Consider the following 23133-nt stretch of genomic DNA (forward strand, 5'->3'; position numbering starts at 1 on the left):
TTATGCCTCCACCTTCGTAACCGTTACCGCAACTTCCTGGCTCATCATCGATCCGACACCCGGCTCCGTGTCGAAGGGGATGAAGTCGGTGAGCGCCACGCCGTACTGGTAGGCGCGCGTCTGATAGGGAGAATCGCCGCCGTAGTGGGTGGGAAGGAACAGAACGCCGGGCTTCATGCGCTGGGTCACACGAACGGCAACGGTGCCGGTATGCTCGCTCGAGGAAAGCTCGACCGTATCCCCGTCGGCGATGCCGAGCGATTCGGCATCCTTCGCGCTCATCCAGAGCCGCTCCATGTTGTACTGGCGCGAGATGGCGTTCAGCGCGGCGATGTTCTGCGTCATCGTATGCGAATGAATGCCCTGCTTGCCGCCGACGATGTAAAACTCGCCGACCTTCGGGGTGACCTTGCGTTCGACGTAGCCGATAACGGGATTGAGCCCCGCTTCGCCGACCGCATCGGTCTTGAATTCGAACTTGCCCGATGCCGTCTTAAAGGTCGGCGTGCCGTATGCGAACTTCGGATCGGCGAGCTCGACGGTGCCCTCCTTCTTGATCGTCTCGATGTCCACGCCGACGGTCTTCAGTTGGGCTGCCGCCAGCTCCTCAGCCGTGAACTGGAAGTACTCGCCCACACCGCACGCCTCGGCAAGGCCGTTGAAAATCTCGTCGCAAGCCTTCGTTTCGGGATGGATGGGCTCGAGCACGCGCGTGCGCATACCGACGAAGTGCTTCTTGCCGCCGATCCACTCAGGAAGCTCGAGACGTTCGAGATACGTGCATTCGGGCAGCACGTAATCGGACTGCAGCGCGGTCTCGCTCATCTGCACGTCGATCGTGACGACGAGGTCGAGTTTGCCGAGCGCCTCGGTCCAGGCCTTCGGCTGGGCGTAACCCTTCGCAGCGTTGGAGTTGTAGAAGAACATGCCCTTGAGCCTGCCGTCGAGCGCGGCTTCGAGCGCTGCGACATTGGTACCGGCGCTCGCGAGCGCGAGCGGATACTCCTTCGCACCGATGGCCTTCGCCTCGGGCTTCGGCGGATCGTCGAAACGGGCGTCATCGAGCTTTCCCGCTTTCGGCGAGGAGGTCAAGAGCGCTCCGCCCTTTTGACCCCAGCAGCCCAAAAGCGCATTCACCGCCGTAGCTGCGCGAGCCGTATCGAACGAGTTCTTGTACGCGCAGCCGATAACCGCACGCCACCCCGCCTCGATCGAGGCGGCCGGTGCGGCCGCGGCCATAGCGCGGGCGAGTTCCTCGATCCGCTCGGCGGGAACATCGGTGATCGTTTCGGCCCACGCGGGCGTGCACTCTTTCGCCTGAGCGGCGAATTCTTCGAAACCGACCGTGTTCTGCTCGACGAATTCGTGATCGTAGAGATCCTCTTCGATGAGAACGTTGCACATTGCCATGAGAAACGCCAAGTCGGTTCCCGGATTGATCGGCACCCAATCGTCGGAGAAGATGCCCGAGTTGTTGAGCCTCGGATCGACCGACACAATACGCGTTCCCGCCTCGGCCGCCGCAGCAAGGCTTGCAACCGACGAAGGGCGGATGCCGTCGCCGTAGCTGCGTCCGATGAACATGACCATCTTCGCGTTACCGAAGTCGGTCGAGTAGTTCGAAGCGCCGATGGTGTAGGTGTAGGCGCTTTCCTTCGACAGATTGCACGAAGAGGAATGCGCGTACACGTTGGGAGACCCAAGCGCGTTCATGAAGCGCTTGGAGTAGTATTTGCCCGAGGGGCGCGGATCCTGGATGATGGCGAGCGATTCGGGCCCGTTCGCCGCAATGATCTCCTTGACTTTCTGGCCGATCTCGGCGAAGGCGTCGTCCCAGCTTACCGGCTCAAACTCGCCCGATTCGGTGCGGCGCATCGGACTCGTGAGCCGTTCGTCGGAATACGCCATCTGCGCAAGGCCGTGGCCGCGTCCGCAGATGTGCCCCTTCGCGTAGGGATGCACATCGCTGCCGCGAAGCGTCCAGAGCCTGCCTCCCACCGTCGTGGCAACGAGCCCGCATTTGCTCGAGCAGCCGTTGCATAACGACGGCGCTTCTTCAACCGCATCGTCGGCCGCGTGAGCCTGCTCGGCTTGCCATGCGCCGAACGATAGGGAGCCGGCTGCTGCTGCAAGAGCTGCCGTTGCGGCTGTCCCCCTCAAGAATGTCCTCCTTGAAATGCCCGTCATGAACATCTTCCTTCCTCGTCTTGTTTCCCGTAATCTTCCCGCCTGAGGCGAATGGTCATTCGCTAGCGAACATCGCCGCATACGGCGAGGTGTTCCTGTTGATCGGACGGCTGCAGGCACGATGCACCGCGCACCCGCCCTTGCTCGAAACCGGCGGCGCCTGGCCGGGCTACAGCCAAAGCAAGCTCCCCGGTCAACGCAACGAGCGCCCTCAGGTGCGCGACGCCCTCGCATACGGCGGCCTTTTTCTCGTCGTCGAACAGCCGGGCGGCGGCTGCTTTTTCAGCACGCGTTTCGAGGGCCTCGTCGTAAGCACCGAGCCAGCCGAAGTGGTCGGTGGCGACGCTGCACGCCGCCTCGTCGTTGCCGCTCTCGATGAAAAGCGCAACGAGCTCGAGCAGCAGCGCAAGGTGATCGGGCGAAGCCGCAAAAGCTTCGGGCACCTCGATGCCGAGCCTGTCGTAGATCGATTGCACATGATGAGCCGCATCGCCGAGGTACAATCCTCGCTGCGCTCCGTAGTTGCTCCCCCGAGCTGCCGACCACGGACGGTAGAGCGATTCAACCGGCAAGGCCGAAAACGGCATTCCGGCGGTAAGCACTTCGTTCTGCACCGCGCGCCGAACCTCCCATGTCGGAGGTTCGAGCATCGCAAGGGGGCGGAGACCTTCTTTTCGCACGTCCCCGAGATAGAGCTTCCCCGCTTCGCGCGCAAGCGCCCAGGCCTCGGATCGGCACGTTTCGCGGTATCGCTCTTCGCTTTGACGCGTAAACATGATCGCAACAGATGCAATTACGTTTACAATGAATGATGCGTTTTGCACGGTTTCGTCCTTTCCCGATGCCCACATCGTAGGTTCAGGCGCAGCCGAGCACGTAATCAGTTTCTGGTGATTTATACGTTTTACCAGATCAAACGTATTGCATATGCATTCAGACGCGAACGGGAGCAATGACAAGGAGGCGAACGTGGACGATCAGACATCGGAAATGCGCGACAGACGCAGCATGAGGATGGTCTGGAAAACGCTGCGATTCCGCCATATCGGTCTTGCGTTTTTCTGGGCGTGCAGCATGCTGACGTTTCGCAGCTCCATCCTGCTCGTCGGACCCGCCAACACCCCCGAGATCGAGACGCTCGTCGTCATCGCATCGTTCGTCGTAAACATGACCGCGCTGTTCGCCATCGCCTCGCACATGGAGCACGACCCCCATTCGTTCGATCGGCTTCCCGCATGGCTGTTCTGCGCCTGCATCATCGGCGGCATCTCCCTTTTGCACGGAGCGGGATATCTGGAATCTCCCGAGGTCAGGCTGATACTACTCTTGCTCGGATCGGCCTTCACCGGAATCGGCTACGGATACTTTTGGGGCGGTTGGGCGGAATACCTCGGGCGCATGCATCCCTCGCGCACGTCGTTCTACGTCCCGGTCGCCTTCCTGTTGACCGCCGCCCTGTTCCTCGGCATTTCGCTCGCAACCGAAACCCTCGGCGTTCCCGCGCTTGCGCTCATGATCCCGCTGCCGATCCTTTCGCTTCTGTGCTTGCGGCGGTGCCGCAGCGAGGTCCCTGACGGGCACTATGCACGCTCGGCAAACTCGAAACGCTACCTGTCGGCGCTCACATCGCTGCTTACGCTCGTCGTGGCGAGCATCGTACTCTCGTGTCTTTTCGGGTTTGTCTGGGAGTTCACGGTCCTCTCGGTCGGCTCGGTCAACGAAGCGCACCAAACGCCGCTCGTCGCCAACCTCGTAGTCGCCGTCGGGCTCGTCGGGCTCGTGCTTTACGCGCATAAGCGAATCGATCTGGCGCTCGCCTTCCGCGTTATCGTGCCCGTCATCGTGCTTCTGTTCGCCATCCTGCCGTTTTTCTGGGAGACGAACCCCATCGTGCTCAACGCCGTCATGAGCGCGAGCTACGGTGCCTTCGATGTGATCATCTGGTACATGGTTGCATCGACCGCCTACGACTTCGCCGTATCGGGCTTCGTGATCGGAGCCATCGTACGTGCGCTCTCGATCCTTGCAAGGCTCGTGGGCATCGGCATCGGCTATGTGGTCATGCTCATACCCGACCGTCCCCCCGTCCTCATCGTGGGCGTCTCCATCGGGGCCGTATACGCGCTTGCCATGATCGCGCTGTTCAACCGCAAACGACGTGCGAGCTCGCTGCGCGCCGCCGAAACCGAAGCGGCTCCGCCCGATCCACCCGAGCGCGCAGCAGCCGGTACCGCCGAAGAATCGGCGGCGCAGATCGCCTACGGCCCAACCGCCATGCAGCGCGGCGAATCCGACGAGGCGCCGACGACGGCAGAGCGCTCCGTAAAGACGCGTGCCGCCGAAACGCCGCCGTCGGACGAATCGATATTCGAGATGATCGCCGAAGACTACAGCCTGACCCGCCGCGAAGCGGAGGTGCTCCCCTATCTGGCCCGCGGGCGCTCCGCAAAAGTGATCGCCGATGCGCTGTACGTGTCGGAAAACACGATCCGCACGCATACGCGGCGCATCCTCGAAAAAACGGATCTGCATTCCAAGCAGCAGCTCATCGATCTGATCGAGCAGTACCGCTGAAGCGCAGCCGTCGGCCGCCTACGCTCCCACCCGTCGATCGCCCGCATTCCCGCCGAATCGAAGGTTCGGTCTTTGGGCAACCGGTCTACTCCACGTCGTCGCCCGAGCCGTTGAGGCTGATGGGATCGCCCACGAACTTCGAGGGATTCGCGATGAGCGTCTGGAAGAAATCCTTGGTTCGAGCGGGAATTTCGCGCAAATCGAACATCGGTTGGCCGCCGTAGGTATGCAGATCGCTCTCGACTCCCACCGCGTCGATGCCGAGCCCGTTGGCCGCATACAGCGCACGGTACAGATGGTAGGTTTGCGTGACGACGATCATGCGCTCGACCCCGAACACGTGCTTTGCGCGGTACATGCTCTCGTAGGTAGAGAATCCCGCATGGTCGCAGAAGATATCCTCGCTCGGTACGCCCTTCGATATGGCGTAGTTCTTCATCGCGAGCACCTCGTTGTACGATTCGGTGCCGTTGTCGCCGCTCATGATGATCTTGGGAGCCGCTCCTGCGAAGTAGAGCTCGATGCCGCGGTCGATCCGGTCCTGAAGGATGCCCGACGGCGTTCCGTCGGCGAGAACCGACGCACCGAGCACGAGGATGCACTGGGCATCGCCCGATGCCGCCGTTTCGGCAGACACGATCCTATCGCCGCCCGTCTTGATGACGACGGCGTTCGTTATCCCCGCTAACGCGATAACGAGAACGATCGCCCCGACGATAACGAGCAATACGGTACCCATGAGTCCATGTTTCCTTACCTTGGCCATGCAGTGATAATAGCAAAGGTGCCGCACCGATCGGTCGCGTTCATCCGTCTCCTACCGAAAAGGAACAGCTCTTTCACAACAATGAGAACAACGCGAAGAGCTCCGCGACAACCGAATCGGGCAGATCGAACCAGTCCGAACCGCAATGGGCGCCGATCGATTCGACGCCCATCCGAAAGGTGCCCGGCGATCCCGGCGTGCGAGATCGCCGATATGTCGGGTTTACGCAAGATCCCCTGCAAGCAGGCGTGCCACGTGGCGGCCCTGCGTGGAGGTTCGGCCCGATGCGCAGCCCACGATGTACTCGGGATAGTTGCCCGAGAAGAAGCTGCCCGACACATCGCCCGCCGCGTAGAGCCCTTCGATAACGCCGCCGTCTTTACCGATGACCTGGCAATCCTTGTTGATGCGCAAGCCGTCGAGCGTGGTCAGGAGCGATCCGCCGAACCAGCAACCGTAGAACGGAGGCGTACGGAGCGCCGAGAGGCGGTAGGCTTCCTTGCCGAACTGCGTATCCTCCTGGTTGTCGAACATCTCGTTGTACTCGTCGACCTGTGCGAGGAATTCCTCTTTCGGCAGCTGCATCTTCTCGGCGAGCTCTTCGAGCGTATCGGCCTTCACCATGACGCCCTGCTCGAGCGCGACCGCGCAGAACTCGTCGATGGGCATGCCCGCCGCCATCATCTGGTTTGCGAACGCCGAGCAGCCGACCGTCGAGAAGCGCAAGATGTCGTCGGAGGCGTTGCCGTCGAACACCTGGCACCACACGCCGCCGGGCTGGTAGCTCGCTGCGAAGCACATGAAGTCGTAGGGCATCGACTCGTTGACGAAGCGCTTGCCGTTACGGTTGACCTTCATGAACGGCTGGCTGCCGATGTTCTCCTGGAAGATCGTGCCGGGAAGCATCGCCTTTTCGCCTTCGCCCACGTATCCGCAGTCAACCCCGGGCTCGACCGCACCGCGATCGAAGATCATCGGAGCGGGATCGGCATCCTTGACGCCTCCGGCCCACAGCCCCGCCTTGAGGCCGTAGCCATCGTTGTTCGGGGCATAGCTCGAAGCGGTGCAGCACTCGAGGGCCGCAGGCTGCAGCGCGCTCATCATCACGGGGTTGGCCGGGTAGCCGCCCGTTGCCAAAAGCGTATCCTTCGCGTTGATCTGCACGTTGCCGTCGGACGTTGAAAATATCGCGCCCGTCACCTTCGCTCCGTCGTGGACGAGCTTCACGAGTTCGTGCTTGTAGCGGATCTCGTGGCCGAGCCCTTCGATGTGCTCGGCGAGAACATCGTTGCGCATCGGCGGCGTATAGGGCGGCAGGTACACATGCTGCAGGTACGGCATATAGTAGTCGGTCCCACCCGAGGGATGCGCGGGCGGCGTATCGAACACGGTCTGCTTGCCAGCGGCCTCCATCATGGGCGCGAACCACTCGATCATCTCGGCGCTCTCGTCGATCCAGACTTTGATGACCTCCTGATCGCACTTGCCCGATGCGTAGCGCGTGAGCTCGTTCAAGAGCTTCGCCTTGTCGACCTCGGCACCTTCGGGCGTATACATGGTGTTGACCGCGCCGAGGTACTCGCGGGTTTCCTGCACGCTGTCGTTCTTCTCGCACAGGATGAAATCGAGGTCGAGGTCGGCCGCCGTACCCGCCGCGCACATGCCCGCCGTACCCGCGCCGATGATGAGGAAATCGGTTTCCTCGGTACGCGCGATATCGGTCACCTCGGGCTCGGCACCGAGCCAGTCGGTTCCCGCCTGGGCGTTGTCGTTCGGCGCGGCATCGGCTTGACCGCTGCCGTCGTTCTGAGGTGCGCATCCGGCAAGGCCGACCATCGAACCGGCTGCCGCAAGAGCGCCGAGGCCGATGAATCCGCGGCGGGTGAGCCCGCCCCTCTTTTCGTTCGTGATATCCATGACTTCCCTTCCACAGAGTTTTTCGTTCCGATCGGACGGCGTTTCGCGTGCCGTCCGCATCGCGTGCTGCCACCCTATCTCGCTCCGCCTGTTTTGCCGTCACCCCGAGAACGCGAACTTTGCTTTTCCAACTCGACTACCGCTTGGATGCATCTCGGGCCGCAGCTCGCCCCGAGAGGGTGAACCGTACTAAAATGGCTCTTCACACCTACTTTTTTCGATACGAGTCGTATACACTTGGGTCGGGAACGATTTGGGAGGAACTTCAATGAACGAGAAAACGTCGTCAAACGTGATGGCGATACGGGCCAGTGCGGCTCTTGCGCTGCTGCTCGTGAACGGTTTCCTGCTCAACAATTTCCTTTTCCCTCAGTTCATCGGAATCAACGATGGCGCTCGCGAGATATCGACGTATTGCGGCGTCGTATTCTTCGTGCTGCTCGGCGTTGCCGCCTATCGCAAGCCGAGCGTCTTCGTCGAGAAGATCTGGTCGACGTTCTCGTTCGCCGCCCTGGGAATCGGAATTGTCTTCCTCTATTTCGGAATCATGGCGCGCTCGCCTTTGCTGCTTGCCATCGGGAGCCCCTTTGGGGGCATCGGCACGGTATGGACCACGATTCTCGCCATCATCACGCTCATGAGACTCGGGGTCACGCGTTGCGCGATCTGCATTCCGAGCGCGTTCGTATTGAGCTACGCGATAAGCCTGCTGCTCTCCGTGGTACCCCTGCCCTTCGTTGCGGGGCTTACGCTATACGCCCTCGTTATCGTTGCTGCGTTCGCTCTCGTGCGCACCTATGCGCTCGGGACCATCGAGACCATCCGATCGGTCGATTCCCCCATCGTGCTCGACGTGACGAACCCCTCGTCGTACCTGCCGTTCTCCCACCCGGTGTTCGTGTCGATCATGCTGTTCAACGCCGCATACGGATACGCCTTGAACCTGCAGACCGCCGTTGAGACCCCCGCCCAGATGCTGTTGTCGTATCTGCCGGTCACGATCGTGTTTCTAGCCGTCGTCATCGGCAAAGCGAAGCTCGACGCCGATACCTTGTTCCAAACCTCGACGCTGCTCGTATTCGCAGGATTCCTTACCGCACCGCTCGTCCTCATAGGGTCGGGCGCGCTCGGCGGTTTGCAGTTCTCAAGCGTGTTTCTCCATGCTGGAGCAAGCGCCTTCACGCTGTTGATGTACTTCCTCGTAGCCGCCGTCGGATCGCGCAACCTGCTCGGCGGCATCACGACCGCTGCCTTCGCCATGGGAGCGTCGTGGTGCGGCATCGGCATCGGCGCACTCGTAAGCCAGGCAATCGGCAGCATTACGGCAGGCGATGTCGACGGAATACTCTGGGCATCGGCCCTCATCACCTTCGGCTTCATGTTCTACAATTTCGTCGTGCTGAAGAAATTCAGCTTCGAATCGGCCATCCAAGGCATCGTTCCCGTTGCTCCCGCGGCGATCGAGCCTATCGGAGACGCCACAGGGGATATGCCGAGCCTCGAAGACAACTGCCGCACCGTCGCCGAACGTTTTGGCTTGACGAACCGCGAATCGGAGGTACTCGAACTGCTGGCGCGGGGGCGTACGAGCCCCATCATCCAAGAGAAGCTGTTCCTCTCGCACAACACGGTGAAAACCCACGTGCGTCACATCTACTCGAAAATGGGCATCCACTCGCAACAAGAACTCATCGATATCGTCGAGCATGCGGGAAAAGCCTGAGGATGGCACGAAATCCCGCAAAACGAACGCACGACCACTCGAAATAAGCAAAAGTCGAAGACGCATTCGGAAGGCGCGTTCGGCCACAGTCAAGGATGCGAAAGCTCAGCAATCCAAACTTGAAAGACAACACGGATACTCGCCGAGAATTCGATGGGCTTAAGCTTCGAAGAAGCAATCCGCACGTCGATGTGCTCACTCGGCGTAATCGAACGAAGCATGCATCAATGCGATCAATTCATCGCGCAGGAAGCAGTGCTTCCGCGTGAAGCCCGGATCCTCGTAGCGCAGGCGCTTGCCCGTCTTCTTCGCCACCTGATGAGCCAAGCGGTTGAAGGCGCCGCCATCCATCACTTGCCTCCGTGACACCGTCACCACCGTGAAACCCAGCGAGGCGAGCGTGTTACGGCGTCGCGCGTCGCTCTCCTGACGCTCGGGATCGGTGTGGTAGAGCTTGCTGTCGTATTCGACGCAGAGAGCGGCGTCGGGCCAGCACAGATCGCACTCGCAATAGGTGCGATCTGCCAGCTTTCGCATGCTCGCAGGCACGTCGACACGATAGTTGAGCTTCGGCCATCCAAGACCGTAGCCGCCCAACCCGTAAGGCAGGCAGAGCAGCATGGCAAGCATCGTCTCCATGGGGGAAGCGGAGCCGTCCTGTCCATAGCGGAGCGCGCGAAGGGCCCTTGCGCGACCGGGTGCATTCGGTGCGGTCTCGATAAACGCTCGGAGCTTCGCAACCGAGGTGAGCGGTGCTTCGCGGCGCTTGGCGGGAGCATTGTCGACGAGGTAATAGGTACCGCAGAGCTCGAAGCAAAGCAGTATGAGCTCCACGAGCGACATTCTGCTTGCCATTTGCAAAAAGCAGAACTCGGGCGAACTCATCAAGAATCCCTGTCCTGCATCGATGATTGATTTTTCGGGCAACGTGCTCCATACGGTGCTCACAATGCTTTTGGTTCGCGCACGGGATTCGCCATTGCTAACCAGAACGTGCACCGGGAGCGCACAACCGCCCGGACGACGGTTGTCGCCCTCGAGCCGCGGTTTTTCTTTGGATTCCAACGTTGCCCGAGCCTGCCGAGTCGCCTTTTGGCGTGCCCTGTTATCGCCGAGGAAGCCAGAGCCGACCAATCGCCAATATGCGAGGGCCGAATCGTATGCGATAACGATGCTCATGCATGTATCCTATCATGATTTGGCAAAAATTTCGACCTGTGTCAATTTGTGAATTAGTTACTTTATTGATAATGCGATTGATCGCGGGAAAATGCCTGGTCGCTAATTCTTCGAGATAGACATGACATATATTTACTATCTTACATTTTGACACAGGTCGAATTTTCTGCCGTTTTAAGCTATTTGGAGGTCTATGCAAGATCTCGCATTCCGATGCTCCACCTCATGCATTCCCCTGTGCGGTAGCATTATTCAGGAATACGGCGCCTCCCGACGGACCGCCCGAAGACTTGCGCGCCGATGGCTCGCTCCGAGCCTTCCATTAGTGCAGCATTGCACGTTGCGACGATAGCGCATTTCCCCTTTCCGTTCGATGACACCGTACCCAATGCTACGACGCAGGCTGCTCTAGTGCGGTGCTCAGAAGAAGACGCCGTCGCGCGCGCTTTCCTCAAAAACCGCGCGCAAGGAACACTATCGTATGGCCTTCCGCATACCGCTCGATTTACGGCTCCGTTCGAACCCGCAAAAAAGCCCGCCTACCTCAATGGGCGTTGGCGGGCCTTTTCCGTCGAACGTAAACGACGTAGGGCTTACTTAACGACGATGTTCACCAAGCGGCCGGGGATCACGATCACCTTGACGGCGCTCTTGCCTTCCATCGCGTTCGACACGGCGGCGAGCGCCGTTTGCTTGATCGCGTCTTCTTCGGCGTCGGCGGCAACCATGATGCGGCTCTTCACCTTGCCGTTGATCTGCACGGCCAGCTCCACCTCGTCGGCCTTGGCCTGCTCGGGATCGAACTCGGGCCATGGCTGCTCGTGCACCGAACCCTCGTGGCCGAGCACGGTGTGCCACAGCTCCTCGGCCCAGTGCGGGGCCATGGGCGCGAGCATCACGACGATGGTCTCGGCCACGTCGCGGTCGAGCTTGGGCAGGTGGTCGCATGCTGCGCGCGTTTCGGGAGACACTTTGCGCAGGTAGTCGCCCGCGGCGTTCGAGAGCTCCATGATGGCGGCGAGCGCGGTGTTGAAGTTGTTGCGGTCGATGTCGTCGATCACCTTGCCGACCACGCGATGACGTTCGCGATTGAGCACATCGGAAGCGGCGATGCCCTCTTCCTGAGTTGCTTCCCCTTGGTAGAGCGTATCGTCGCCCGCCTGGCCCATAAGGTCGTTCACCTGGCGCCATACGCGGTTGAGGAAGCGGTAGATGCCGGCGAGGCCGTCTTCCTCCCACTCGAGATCCTTGTCGGGCGGCGCCATGAACAGGATGTAGGTGCGCACCGCATCGGCACCGTACTCGACGATCATGTCCTCGGGAGCCACGGTGTTGCCCTTCGACTTCGACATGGTCTCGCCGTTGAGCTTCACCATGCCCTGCGTGAGCAGGTTCTGGAACGGCTCGTCGAAATCCACGAGCCCGATATCGCGCAGCACCTTCACGAAGAAGCGCGAGTAGAGCAGATGAAGGATCGCATGCTCGATGCCGCCGATGTACTGGTCGACGGGCAGCCAGCGGTTCGCCTTTGCCGAATCGAACGGCGCGGCATCGTTGTGCGGATCGGTGTAGCGCAGGAAGTACCACGACGAGCACGTGAACGTGTCCATCGTATCGGTCTCGCGGTGCGCCGGACCGCCGCACACCGGGCAGGTCGTCTCGTAGAACGGCTTGTAATCCTTGAGCGTCTCGCCCTTCGTGATGTCAACCTCGAGCGGCAGCACCACGGGCAGGTCCTTCTCGGGAACCGGCACGACACCGCATTTGTCGCAATGGATCGCGGGGATGGGGTTGCCCCAGTAGCGCTGGCGCGAGATGAGCCAGTCGCGCAGACGGAACTCGACCTTGCGGCGGCCGCGGCCCATGGCCTCGAGGTCGGCCACGATAGCGGCCTCGCCTTCCGAATGCTTGCCGCCCACCATGCCGGTGTACGCGCCGGACTGCACGAGGATGCCCTCGGCGTCGAACGCGTGATCCCACGGAACCTGCGTGCGCACGCGCTCGGCAACGCCGCCGAGCTCGGGATAGAGCGGATCGTCCTCGGAAAGGATGATCGGAATGATGGGCAAGTCGTACTTGCGGGCGAACTCGAAATCGCGCTGATCGCCGCACGGCACGGCCATGACTGCGCCGGTGCCGTAATCGGCCACCACGTAGTCGGCCACCCAGACAGGCACCTTTTCGCCGTTGATAGGGTTGACCACGTAACGGCCCGTGAAGGTGCCGTGCTTCTCGCGATCGCCCTGCGCGCGCTCGACGGCGCTCACCTTCTCGGCAGCGGAAACCAGATCGGCAACCGGCTGCTCGTAGGCGCTACCGCGCACCAGATCGGCGAGGCCCTTGTACTCGGGAGCCAGCACAAAGAAGCTGCATCCGAACAGCGTGTCGGCGCGCGTGGTGAACACGGTGATGATATCGTCATCGGTGGGGTTTTCGGGCGCGTTGCCATCCGCATCGCACAGGATGAAGTCGACCTCGGCACCCTCGGAGCGGCCGATCCAGTTGGCCTGCATCTGCTTCACGCGGTCGGGCCAGCCGCCGAGCTGATCGAGGTCGTCGAGCAGCTCCTGGGCGTACTCGGTGATCTTGAAGTACCACTGCGTCAGGTCGCGCTTCTCCACCGCTCCGTGGCAGCGCCAGCACTCGCCCTCGGTCACCTGCTCGTTGGCGAGCACGGTCTTGCAGTTCGGACACCAGTTGACCGGCGAGTTCTTGCGCTCGACGAGACCCTTCTCCCACATCTTGGTGAAGATCCACTGGCCCCAACGGTAGTACTCGGGATCGCACGCCACGACGGTGCGGCTCCAATCGTAGGAGAAGCCCATGCGCTTGCACGACTCCTTCTGCGTATCGATGTTGGCGTACGTCCATTTGGCCGGATGGCTGTTGTGCTGGATGGCGGCGTTCTCGGCGGGAAGGCCGAACGCGTCCCACCCCATCGGATGCAGCACGTCGAACCCGCGCATGCGGAAGTAGCGGGCGCGCACATCGCCGATCGTGTAGTTGCGCACGTGTCCCATATGGAGATCGCCCGAGGGATAGGGGAACATCTCGAGGATGTACTTCTTCGGCTTCGAAGCGTCCTCGGTTACCGTGTTGAGCCCCTCGTCTTCCCAGATCTTCTGCCAACGGGGCTCTATCTCATGCGGGTTGTATTCTCTCATAGCGTTTCTTCCTCGTCAGGGCCGCGGATCGCCTGGCCACCGACCGGTCCGCCTGCCATCCGATCGATCTCCAGTGCAATTCAGCAGCATGCATAATCACAAGTGGTGCTTATTATAGTGATAATCCCCGTTTCGCGAAGCAGACAGGGGGAAATCTCCGCATGCGGCGAATGGGTGCAGAGCCGATGCGAAGCACACGGGCGCGGCGGCTACAGGAACCGGTACGCAACCTGTCGCACGCCCCAATCGCCTGGCGAGTTCGCGCCGAACGCCTTCCACACACCGGGCGCGAGATCGAGCGCGCGACCGTACCCCGCAAAGCCGCCCACATCGGTGACCGTGGCTACGAGACTCATGCCGTTGTAGCTGATCTCCACCGAACGCCCGAGCAGGTATCGCTGGCTGATGGGCACCGCAACCGTATACGACGTCCAATCGAGAGGAATGCCCGAAGCGGTTGCATCCCACCCGTCGTTATCCTCGAAGCTGTAGGCTGAAGCGAACCCGAGTTGCCAGCTGCCGTCGATTGCGCCCGTCTCGAACACCGAACCGCTACCACTTGGCGCCGCAAGGGCCGCAAGCGCTTCGAGCCGCTCCTGCTCGGCCTCGTCGACGCGAGCGCTCGCCTCCTCAACCAGCACCTGCGCCTCGTCTTCCTTGGCCGCAAGCTCCTCCCGAAGCGCGTTCTGCTCCGCTTTCTTCTCATCGAGCGCCTTGATCGTATCCTTCAACGCCGTCGTGCGATCCTGCTGCTCTCGCGCTTCCGATGCCAACGAAGCTTCGATCGCCTCGAGATAGTCTGCGGTGGAAAGCAGATCGGTAAACGATTCCGATGACAACACCATGTCGTAGAGCGTCACGCCCCCGAGCTTATAATGGAACACGGCGCTGTTCTTCAGGCGATCGAGGCTCTCCTGGCAAGCACGCTGCGCATCCATGGCCTGGGCCGCAACGGAATCGACCTCCTCCTGGAGCGCCGCGATCCCCGCTTCGAGCGCATCGCGCTCTTCCCGCAGATCGGCCAGCTCGGATTCTGCCTGCGCAAGGGCGTCTTTGGCATCGGACACCTCGTCGGCATACGCCGTGCCGACCGCCCCGAGCAAGCTCGAAAGCACGAACCAGAACAGGGTGGCGCAACAAAGCGCGAACGCGGTGCGCGCAAAGCGCTCCGCCCGCTTCGGAAGAACGGCCGAGGACGCTCGGTCGGATATGGTATTCGTTTTCATGGAAACCAGTATAGCGTTGCTCGCCCGCGATGCCAAAACCGGCTAGACGCCACGGAAAGCGGACGGTTTGTTGATTGCTGATGTGCTTGCATGGCGGATGCCGATCAATGAACTATACTTTCCAGGTAATCCAATCCCCGTATCGAAGAAAGTCGCGAACATCGGCATGGTATGCACAATGCGTGAGATAAGGCGGGCTCGTCGGTGAATCAGCACCTGCCCAACCCGGACAAACCGAATACCCGTACGAAACGGCTCAACGCGGAATCCACCGGGCAACGCGAGCATGCCGAAAACTCCTCGAATCGCGAACGCGCCCATACCAGCCATGCGTCTGCCCGTGCATCGGGGGACGAAAAGCGGGTCGAAGACGCAACGCGATCGAACGACCGCGAGGGCAAACGCGCTCTCTCGCCCGAAGAGCGGCGGGCCAAAGCCCAAGCCCAAACCGAGCAGAAGGCATTCGGATCCTCCGGACGGCCGACGGGCGGCAAGAAGCGCAAACAGCGCAAGCCGAACTTCATCACCCGTACGGTCAACGCCTGGTGCAACCGCCTGCTCGGTGCCGTTTCCGACCGGTCGCTCGCCGAACAGGAAGAGGAATACGCCGCGCACCGCACTACCCGCGACTTCGCGTGGAACACCGTCGGCGTGGGCATATGGGGCATGGTCTTCCCCATTCTCACCATCGTCGTAACGCAGCTCGTCGGCGTTGAGCAGGCGGGCATGTTCTCGCTCGCGTTCGTTACCGGCCTCATGCTCATGTTCGTAGCGAACTACGGCGTGCGCGCCTACCAGGTCTCGGACATCAACGAGGAGCACTCCTTCTCCGATTATCAGATAAACCGCATCCTCACCTGCATCATCATGATCATTGCGGGAGTGTCGTACTGCGCCATTCGCGGCTATACCGACTCCATGCTGCTCATCAGCGTAGGCGTGTACCTCTACAAGATGATCGACGGCTTGGCCGACGTCTACGAAGGCCGGCTTCAACAGGTCGACAAGCTCTACCTTGCGGGCATTTCGCAGGGGTTCCGCTCGATCGTGGTAGTTGTCGTGTTCAGCGTCGTACTGTTCGTATCGCGCAACCTCGAAGCGGCATGCATTGCGATGGCCATTGCGGCGGCGGCAACGTTTTTGTTCCTCACGTTCCCGCTCGCCCTGTTCGAAACCCCCAAATCCCGTACATGGAGCTTCGGCAGCGTGTTCGATCTCCTGAAGCAGTGCTTCCCGCTATTCGTCGCGCTGTTCATGTACAACCTGATCGACAACATGCCGAAATTCGTCATGGAGGGCGTGCTCTCCTACGACAACCAGCTCTACTTCAACGCGCTGTACTTCCCCGCGCACGGCATCCTGCTCACTGCGGGCTTCATCTACAAGCCGCTGCTCCTGCGGATGGCGAACGTATGGGCCGACCCCGCCAAACGCAAGCGGTTCGACCTCATCATCGTCGTAATCCTTGCCGCCATCGTCGTGATGACGCTCGCCATGGTTCTCATCATGGGATCGATCGGCTTGCCCGTCATGAGCTTCTTGTACGGCATCGACTTCGCCCCGTTCCGCGAGCTGTGCTTCATCATGCTCGCTGCCGGCGGCGTAACGGCGGCCATCGAGTTCGTCTACCAGGTGATCACGGTGCTGCGCCGTCAGAAGGCGGTCATGAAGCTCTACCTCATCACGTTCGGGTTCTCGCTGTTCATCCCCATACTTCTCATCAACTTCACGGGGTTGCCCGGCGCCGTTATCGGCTACCTCATCGTCATGTGCATCCTGTTTGTACTCCTTATCTGGGAATACTTCCGCATCCGCTACGAAATGTCGCGGCAGAACGCCGCCGAGAAAGCCGAAACCGGTGCCCATACCGCCCGCAACGCCGCACGCGAAAAACGTTTGGCGCGCGAAGACGCCGAGTTCTCCTCGTACGGAAACCATGCGCCGCGCTCTCGTGCGCGCGCCAGCGCAGATGTGCTTTCGGGAAAGAAGACAAGCCCGAAAGCGGACGCAGGTTCGGACGCGAAGGCGGCCTCGAAGGCGGACGAGGGCCGCGGGAACCACTCCAAACGATAGGCGCACGGGCGTGGACGCTCTCTAGCGGCGGCTGTGCGGCAGATTCCCGAGTTCGTAGCAAAACGGTCGCGTTCGTCGTCCGAAGCCCCTTCGAGCGGCGAAACGCGCGGCTGGCAAACCCGGCCGCTTTATCGCACGATATTGCATGGTTGTTCAACGTTTCGATTGGCGAGATGCTCTCGAGCAAGGAACCGATCGGCATCGCCGAAAAAGCGGCAGACTTTCGCTTTACGGTGATAATGCACGCTTTTGTCAAGTAAAACCGCTTGAAAAAGTGAGAATTGCTTGACAAAAGCGTGCATTACTCGATTGAAAAGAGCACGGTGCCAGATCGGTCAGAGAATCGCCAGAAAACCGGCTGCGGAAGAGTGCGCCAGCGGTGACGAATGCAACCGTTTTCTCGACAAAAGTTGACCATTCCGCCGCACAGCCGATTAACCGGCGAAGCCGACCATAGAGAAAGCGCCCCGGAAAACCGAGGCGCCCGCTTAATCTGCTCTGTTGCTGCGCAGTTTAGCGCATGGAGCCGGTGCCGTAGCCCGACTTTTCCTTGAGTACGACGTCGTGCGCGCCGCCTTCGACGATCGAGGTAGAGCTGACCACCGTGAGTTTCGCCTTTTCCTGCAGCTCGGAGATCGTAAGCGCCCCGCAGTTGCACATGGTCGAGCGCACCTTCGAAAGCGTGAGGTCGACGTTGTCCTTCAGCGTGCCGGCGTAGGGTACGTAGCTGTCGACGCCTTCCTCGAAGGAGAGGCCCTTCTTGTCGCCGCCCAGATCGTAGCGCTGCCAGTTGCGGGCGCGGGCCGAACCCTCGCCCCAGTACTCCTTCATGTAGCTGCCGTTGACGTTGACCTTGTTCGTGGGGCTCTCGTCGAAACGGGCGAAGTAGCGGCCGAGCATGAGGAAATCGGCGCCCATGGCGAGGGCGAGCGTCATATGGTGATCGTAGACGATGCCGCCGTCGGAGCACACCGGCACGTAGATGCCCGTCTCCTCGAAGTACTCGTCGCGAGCTTTCGCCACCTCGATGATGGCGGTGGCCTGGCCGCGACCGATGCCCTTCTGCTCACGCGTGATGCAGATGGATCCGCCGCCGATGCCCACCTTTACGAAATCGGCACCGCACTCGGCGAGGAAGCGGAAGCCCTCGGCGTCGACCACGTTGCCGGCGCCCACCTTGACCGAATCGCCGTAATGCTCGCGCACCCACTCGAGCGTAATGCGCTGCCAATCGGAAAAGCCCTCGGAGCTGTCGATGCAGAGAACGTCCGCCCCCGCCTCGACGAGCGCCGGCACGCGCTCGGCGTAATCGCGGGTGTTGATGCCCGCGCCCACCAGGTAACGCTTGTGCGAGTCGAGCATCTCGAGCGGGTTGGACTTGTGGGAATCGTAGTCCTTGCGAAACACCATGTACATGAGATGGTCTTCGGCATCGACCAGAGGAAGCGAGTTGAGCTTGTTGTCCCAGATGATGTCGTTAGCGGTCTTGAGGCTCGTATCGGCAGGTGCCACGATCATGCGCTCGCGCGGGGTCATGAAGTCGACGACCTTCTCGGAGGGGTCCATGCGGGAGACGCGGTAATCGCGACTCGTTACGATGCCGAGCAGCTTGCCGTGAGCAGAACCGTCGTCAGTGACGGGCATCGTGGAATGGCCGTACTCTTCCTTGAGGGCAAGTACGTCGGCGAGCGTCGCCGTGGGAGCAAGGTTCGCATCGCTCGTCACGAAACCGGCTTTGTAATCCTTGACGCGAGCGACCATGGCCGCCTGGCTCTCGATGGTCTGCGAGCCGTAGATGAACGAGAGGCCGCCCTCGGTGGCGAGCGCGATGGCCATGCCGTCATCGGACACGGATTGCATGATGGCCGACACCATCGGGATGTTGAGCGAGATCGCAGGCTCTTCGCCCTTCTTGTACTTCACGAGGGGAGTCTTCAAACTCACCTTTGCGGGAATGCACTCTGAAGAGGAAAATCCGGGAACCAGCAAGTACTCGTTAAAAGTACGGGACGGTTCGTCGAAATAATAGGCCATGGAATATGCTCCTTTGCGATCAGCTCGAACGATGCGAAATGTGCACTTATTGTACTACGCTTCCCGAAGAAAAGATTTGTATCCTTTGTATGCTTCGAACAAATCGGCCTTTGACGACACTTCCCAGGGGGAATGCATCGAAAGAACCGCGACGCCCGAGTCGATCACGTCCATGCCGTACTTGGCCGGAATGTAGGCGATCGTCCCGCCGCCACCTGCATCGACCCGTCCGAGCTCGGCCGTTTGAAACGCCACGTTCGCCCCGTCCATGATGGCGCGGATGCGCGCCATGTATTCGGCCGACGCATCGTTCGATCCGCTCTTGCCGCGGCTGCCCGTGTACTTGTTGAACACGAGCCCGCGCCCGAGGAAGGCGGAGTTCTTGGTTTCGAACACGCCCGAGTACGCGGGATCGAACCCGGCGCTCACATCGGAGGAGAGCATGCTCGACGCCGTAAGCGCACGCCTGAGCGGCAGATCGCCCGGAGCGCCGGCGAGCGCCATGATCTCGGCCATGGTGTTCTCGAAGAACTGCGAGGCCATACCCGTAGCGCCGACGCTGCCGATCTCCTCCTTGTCGACGAGTACGCACACGCAGGTTTTCGCCGGCTCCTCGATGGCCAGCTGCGCTAGAAGCGAGGTGTAGGCGCACACGCGATCATCCTGCCCGTAGCCGAGCACCATCGAGCGGTCGAAGCCGCAATCGCGCGCAGCGCCTGCAGGCACCACTTCGAGTTCGGCGGAGAGAAAGTCTTCCTCCTCTATGCCGTAGCGCTCGGCCAAGAGGTCGAGCAGATAGGCCTTGACGGGCTCTTTCTCGGCGAGCTTGGCGCGCTTTGCCTGCGTGCTGTCCGCATCGGCGTCGTCTGCATCGCCCTTCTCGATCACGAGCGGACGGTTGCCCACGAGGATATCGAGGTCCTCGCCTTCGACGACCTCGTTGGCCTTCTTCCCCATCTGCTTGGAGGCCAGATGGATCAAGAGATCGGTGACGCAGAACACCGGATCGTCGGCCGCTTCCCCGACCACGACATCGACAACGCTGCCGTCCTTCTTCACCACCACACCGTGAATGGCGAGCGGAACCGTGACCCATTGGTAGTTCTTGATTCCCCCGTAATAATGCGTGTCGAGCAGCGCGAATCCGTTCGATTCGAACAGCGGGTTCTGCTTGATGTCGAGCCGCGGCGAATCGATGTGCGCACCGAGAATGTTAAGCCCGCGCTCGAACGGCTCGAAACCGATTTCCACCAGCATGAGCGCCTTGCCATGCGCATGCGCCCACACCCTATCGCCTGCCTGCAGAGGACGCTTCTCCTTGATGGCCGCTTCCAGGCTCACATATCCGTTCTCTTCGGCCAAATCGATAGCGAACCGTGCGCACTCACGCTCGGTTTTGCAGGTGGAGAGAAAATCGATGTAGCCCTGCGCAAGCGTTTCGAGGGCGGCAAGATCTTCATCGGAGTACGACTTCCATGCGTTTTCACGTTCCATAGATGCTCCCTTCGTATGCACACGTCAGGCGACCCCGCAAGCACTGAGCCCGCAAGCCGCCATCGAGCGGATGCGCTTCTTATTTCATAACCATTATCCTCGTGAAATCGAAGCCAGATGAGCGGGCACAGAAACTTCAAAGACGCTGCAGCTGCGAAGAGCAATCTGGCTGCCCGCCGAATATGGAGCGGCGCCCGCCAAACGCCCGCGGCCTTCGCAGAAACTACGTGTGGCACCCAGCTCGGCAAAGAACGCAGGGTGATTATTCCTGCGGTAAATCGTACCTCGCCGCCAAGCCAGCTATGATAATCTCGACATTGCGCTCGAAAGACTCTTCGGTAAACAGGTCGAATCGCTCAGCTGCTTCAGTCGAAAAGCTTCCATTCCCCCTTGTCCGCTCTTGGTTCGCGTACGACTCGGCTAGCTGAAAACCCGGCAGGAACGAATGCATCATCGAAAGGAACACCGAAGGCATTTCTTCGGGCAGATCCTGGCTTTCGTGCGTTGAGAATACGCGGTCGGTAAACTCGAGTACAGGGGATTCGAAAATGGGTACGAGCACGAACATCATGAACGCCTTGGGATGGCGAAGGGCCATCGCGCGATTCAGACGGGCGACACGGCGCAGACTGTCCTGCCACGTTTCCCCGGAAACGGGCTCCACGACCGTTTCATCGAGCATGGCCCCGAGAGCCGCCTTCATGAGGTCGTACTTCGATCCGAAACGGTTCATGATAGTCATCGTGGGCATGCCGGTCTTTTCGCTCAGCTTGCGAAAAGACAGCGCGTCGACCCCCTCTTCGTCGACGAACTCGAGCGCGGCTTTCGCCAGCTCTTCATTGGTAAGCGATACGCCCTTACGAGCCGTTTGAACCATGTACCTCGCCTTTCTTTCGTGACACCCATTATACCCGAGGCAACGGCAACAATCCGACGGGCACATAGCGTTCCCATCACCATGGTTTGCCTCCTGGGGGCGGATCAATCCCAAGCTTGACTTTGGTACAGTGTACCATTACAATGTGGTACACTGTACCAAAAGGGTTAGGAGGAACCCATGGCTATCACAAGGAGATCGTTTCTATCGGGATCGCTGCTCGCAGGTGCCGGCGTTGTTGCGGGAAGCCTGATCGGCTGCTCCCCGGCCAGCGAAGCCGCAGCCGATAAAACCACTGCCCCGACAGACGCCGCAGACAAGGTGAAGGCCCACAATCCCGTATCCACCGAGCAGTTCGACGTTGTCGTAGTCGGCTCGGGAACCGCAGGCACCTGCGCAGCGCTGCGAGCCGCGGAGCTCGGCAAGAAAGTCGTCTGCCTGGAGAAGAACTCAGGACTTGGCGGCACATCGGTTTTTGCCGAGGGTCTTTGCGGTATCGGCTCGCGCTTTCAGACGGAGCAAGGCATCGAAGTCGACAGGGCCGCTGTCCTAGCCGACACGATGAGCTACCATCACTACGCCTGCCTCGGACCCGTAGTCCGTTCGTTCATCGACAATTGCGGCAGTACGATCGACTGGCTCGAAGACCAAGGGGTCGCATTTTCCTCCGTGGTCGCGCTCGGCGAATCGTACCCCGTGTGGCACCTGCCCGCCGATGAAACGGGTGCACCGACCGCCATGAAAACCGTCCTCGACGTACTGCAGAAGAACGCACAGGATCTCGGTGTTGAGTTTCGCACCTCGGCTCCCATGACCGATCTCGCCGTCGAAGGCGATGCCGTTGTCGGCGTTTACCTCGGAGGTGACGGCGACGAAACGCTTATCGAAGCGCCGGCCGTCGTTCTGGCAAGCGGCGGCTATGCGAACAACGCCGAGCTTTTCGAGAAGTTCACCGGCCGCCCGTACGATTCCGTGCACGTCTGGGGCATGACGGGCCGCGACGGCGACGGCATCCTCGCCGCGACTGGAACCGCGAATGCCGACACCCATCTTCCTGGCGCTGTAATGTATCACACCGGCCGCATCGAGGGCACCGACGCGTTTTCCGACATTCCGAACTTCGTGCTGACCATGCAGCCCACCTTGCGCGTGAATGCGGCAGCGGAGCGCTACTTCAACGAAGCCGTCACGAGCGATTTTTCGGCTACGGGCAATGTCCTGACCACCAATGCGGCAAATTACGTTGTCTTCGACGATGCTTACATCGATCACATCGAGCAAGCGGGGCCGTTCTGCCCGATGCCGAATCTCGGTGCCTTCGTGGGTCAGCCCTTCGAGTGCCGCAAGGGAATCGAATCATGCAAAGGGGTTGCCAAAGCCGACACCATCGAAGACCTGGCAGAGCAGCTCGGCCTCGATGCCGACGCTCTCCGAGAAACCGTCGATCGTTACAACGAATTCTGCGCTTCGGGCCTCGACGAGGATTACGGAAAGCCTGCGGAACAGCTGCTGAGCGTTGAAAAGGCTCCTTTCTATGGAGCGTTCATCACCCCCACTTTGTTTACGACAGTCGGCGCCCTACGTGTCAACGAGGCCATGCAAGTGGTTGCGACCGACGGGCACGCCATCAGCGGCCTCTACGCGGCAGGCGGCGATGCCGCAGGGCTGTACGGTGCCAATTACGATGTCGACGTCTGCTCGGGGTCGCAGCAGGGCTGGGCGGCAACCTCTGGTAAGCTTGCCGCGGAGCATCTGTCTGCTTAGCCCTAACTTCACATTCGCCCTCCTCGAAGCGGCCGCCCTTGCGGCTGCTTCGTTTTCACCGCCAGAAGAAGCTTGCAACTGAATGCAAAACGCAGAAGTTGTGCAGACTTGCAGAAAGTGCGTTGCAGTTGCCCCATCGCCCTTGAAATGCTCGG

The 23133-nt window shown here is 60.7% G+C and carries 14 protein-coding genes; 4 read left to right on the forward strand and 10 right to left on the reverse strand.

Annotated features, from left to right (window positions below):
* Complete coding sequence (locus MWL89_RS14130; RefSeq protein ID WP_244386863.1) at window positions 1-2193, reverse strand: molybdopterin-containing oxidoreductase family protein; 2193 nt, start codon at window positions 2191-2193, stop codon at window positions 1-3.
* A gap of 56 nt (window positions 2194-2249) precedes the next feature.
* A complete protein-coding gene (locus MWL89_RS14135; RefSeq protein ID WP_244386865.1) occupies window positions 2250-3011 on the reverse strand; it encodes a molecular chaperone TorD family protein in 762 nt (253 codons plus the stop codon).
* A 184-nt stretch (window positions 3012-3195) separates the two neighbouring features.
* Between MWL89_RS14135 and MWL89_RS14140 the strand changes: the two genes are divergently transcribed.
* Window positions 3196-4761 carry a helix-turn-helix transcriptional regulator gene (locus tag MWL89_RS14140; RefSeq protein ID WP_425226290.1) on the forward strand — a complete coding sequence of 522 codons (1566 nt, stop codon included), beginning with the start codon at window positions 3196-3198 and terminating at the stop codon, window positions 4759-4761.
* Window positions 4762-4846: 85 nt separating this feature from the next.
* Here the strand turns inward: MWL89_RS14140 and MWL89_RS14145 are convergent, their stop codons facing one another.
* Together MWL89_RS14145 and MWL89_RS14150 are read right to left on the reverse strand one after the other, a co-directional pair.
* Window positions 4847-5500, reverse strand: coding sequence for a SanA/YdcF family protein (locus MWL89_RS14145; RefSeq protein ID WP_244386874.1), 654 nt, complete (start codon window positions 5498-5500; stop codon window positions 4847-4849).
* A 249-nt stretch (window positions 5501-5749) separates the two neighbouring features.
* On the reverse strand, window positions 5750-7444 hold the full coding sequence (locus MWL89_RS14150; protein ID WP_244386878.1) for an FAD-dependent oxidoreductase: 1695 nt from the start codon (window positions 7442-7444) through the stop codon (window positions 5750-5752).
* Between the two features lie 268 nt (window positions 7445-7712).
* Between MWL89_RS14150 and MWL89_RS14155 the strand changes: the two genes are divergently transcribed.
* Complete coding sequence (locus MWL89_RS14155) at window positions 7713-9167, forward strand: response regulator transcription factor (protein ID WP_102379987.1); 1455 nt, start codon at window positions 7713-7715, stop codon at window positions 9165-9167.
* Between the two features lie 195 nt (window positions 9168-9362).
* On the opposite strand, the gene MWL89_RS14160 is transcribed toward MWL89_RS14155, so the two are convergent.
* From MWL89_RS14160 to MWL89_RS14170, 3 genes are all read right to left on the reverse strand, one after another.
* Window positions 9363-10094 carry a hypothetical protein gene (locus tag MWL89_RS14160; RefSeq protein ID WP_244386880.1) on the reverse strand — a complete coding sequence of 244 codons (732 nt, stop codon included), beginning with the start codon at window positions 10092-10094 and terminating at the stop codon, window positions 9363-9365.
* Window positions 10095-10939: 845 nt separating this feature from the next.
* Window positions 10940-13510 carry a leucine--tRNA ligase gene (leuS, locus tag MWL89_RS14165; RefSeq protein WP_244386883.1) on the reverse strand — a complete coding sequence of 857 codons (2571 nt, stop codon included), beginning with the start codon at window positions 13508-13510 and terminating at the stop codon, window positions 10940-10942.
* Between the two features lie 209 nt (window positions 13511-13719).
* The gene (locus tag MWL89_RS14170) at window positions 13720-14736 is read right to left on the reverse strand and encodes an RlpA-like double-psi beta-barrel domain-containing protein (protein ID WP_102379989.1); all 1017 of its coding nucleotides are present in this window, start codon (window positions 14734-14736) and stop codon (window positions 13720-13722) included.
* Window positions 14737-14940: 204 nt separating this feature from the next.
* On the opposite strand from MWL89_RS14170, the gene MWL89_RS14175 reads away from it, so the two are divergent.
* Window positions 14941-16809 carry a lipopolysaccharide biosynthesis protein gene (locus MWL89_RS14175; RefSeq protein WP_244386886.1) on the forward strand — a complete coding sequence of 623 codons (1869 nt, stop codon included), beginning with the start codon at window positions 14941-14943 and terminating at the stop codon, window positions 16807-16809.
* 513 nt (window positions 16810-17322) lie between these two features.
* On the opposite strand, the gene MWL89_RS14180 is transcribed toward MWL89_RS14175, so the two are convergent.
* The 3 genes from MWL89_RS14180 to MWL89_RS14190 all read right to left on the reverse strand — a co-directional run bounded on the left by MWL89_RS14180 (window position 17323) and on the right by MWL89_RS14190 (window position 21214).
* Window positions 17323-18843 (reverse strand): IMP dehydrogenase, encoded by a 1521-nt coding sequence (locus MWL89_RS14180; RefSeq protein WP_102379990.1) that lies wholly within the window; start codon window positions 18841-18843, stop codon window positions 17323-17325.
* 54 nt (window positions 18844-18897) lie between these two features.
* Window positions 18898-20337, reverse strand: coding sequence for an aminopeptidase (locus MWL89_RS14185; RefSeq protein ID WP_244386889.1), 1440 nt, complete (start codon window positions 20335-20337; stop codon window positions 18898-18900).
* 262 nt (window positions 20338-20599) lie between these two features.
* On the reverse strand, window positions 20600-21214 hold the full coding sequence (locus tag MWL89_RS14190; RefSeq protein ID WP_180995271.1) for a TetR/AcrR family transcriptional regulator: 615 nt from the start codon (window positions 21212-21214) through the stop codon (window positions 20600-20602).
* A 180-nt stretch (window positions 21215-21394) separates the two neighbouring features.
* Between MWL89_RS14190 and MWL89_RS14195 the strand changes: the two genes are divergently transcribed.
* Window positions 21395-22978 (forward strand): FAD-dependent oxidoreductase, encoded by a 1584-nt coding sequence (locus MWL89_RS14195; protein WP_244386892.1) that lies wholly within the window; start codon window positions 21395-21397, stop codon window positions 22976-22978.
* Window positions 22979-23133 lie beyond the last annotated feature (155 nt).

The sequence above is a fragment of the Raoultibacter timonensis genome (assembly GCF_022845715.1).
In the GTDB taxonomy this organism is placed as follows: domain Bacteria; phylum Actinomycetota; class Coriobacteriia; order Coriobacteriales; family Eggerthellaceae; genus Raoultibacter; species Raoultibacter timonensis.

Excerpts from the sequence above, each read along its gene's own strand:
- MWL89_RS14195 (WP_244386892.1), top strand. The coding sequence starts at position 21,395 with ATGGCTATCACAAGGAGATCGTTTCTATCGGGATCGCTGCTCGCAGGT.
- MWL89_RS14190 (WP_180995271.1), bottom strand. The coding sequence starts at position 21,214 with ATGGTTCAAACGGCTCGTAAGGGCGTATCGCTTACCAATGAAGAGCTG.
- MWL89_RS14185 (WP_244386889.1), bottom strand. The coding sequence starts at position 20,337 with ATGGAACGTGAAAACGCATGGAAGTCGTACTCCGATGAAGATCTTGCC.
- MWL89_RS14180 (WP_102379990.1), bottom strand. The coding sequence starts at position 18,843 with ATGGCCTATTATTTCGACGAACCGTCCCGTACTTTTAACGAGTACTTG.
- MWL89_RS14170 (WP_102379989.1), bottom strand. The coding sequence starts at position 14,736 with ATGAAAACGAATACCATATCCGACCGAGCGTCCTCGGCCGTTCTTCCG.
- MWL89_RS14150 (WP_244386878.1), bottom strand. The coding sequence starts at position 7,444 with ATGGATATCACGAACGAAAAGAGGGGCGGGCTCACCCGCCGCGGATTC.
- leuS (WP_244386883.1), bottom strand. The coding sequence starts at position 13,510 with ATGAGAGAATACAACCCGCATGAGATAGAGCCCCGTTGGCAGAAGATC.
- MWL89_RS14155 (WP_102379987.1), top strand. The coding sequence starts at position 7,713 with ATGAACGAGAAAACGTCGTCAAACGTGATGGCGATACGGGCCAGTGCG.
- MWL89_RS14145 (WP_244386874.1), bottom strand. The coding sequence starts at position 5,500 with ATGGGTACCGTATTGCTCGTTATCGTCGGGGCGATCGTTCTCGTTATC.
- MWL89_RS14130 (WP_244386863.1), bottom strand. The coding sequence starts at position 2,193 with ATGTTCATGACGGGCATTTCAAGGAGGACATTCTTGAGGGGGACAGCC.
- MWL89_RS14140 (WP_425226290.1), top strand. The coding sequence starts at position 3,196 with ATGAGGATGGTCTGGAAAACGCTGCGATTCCGCCATATCGGTCTTGCG.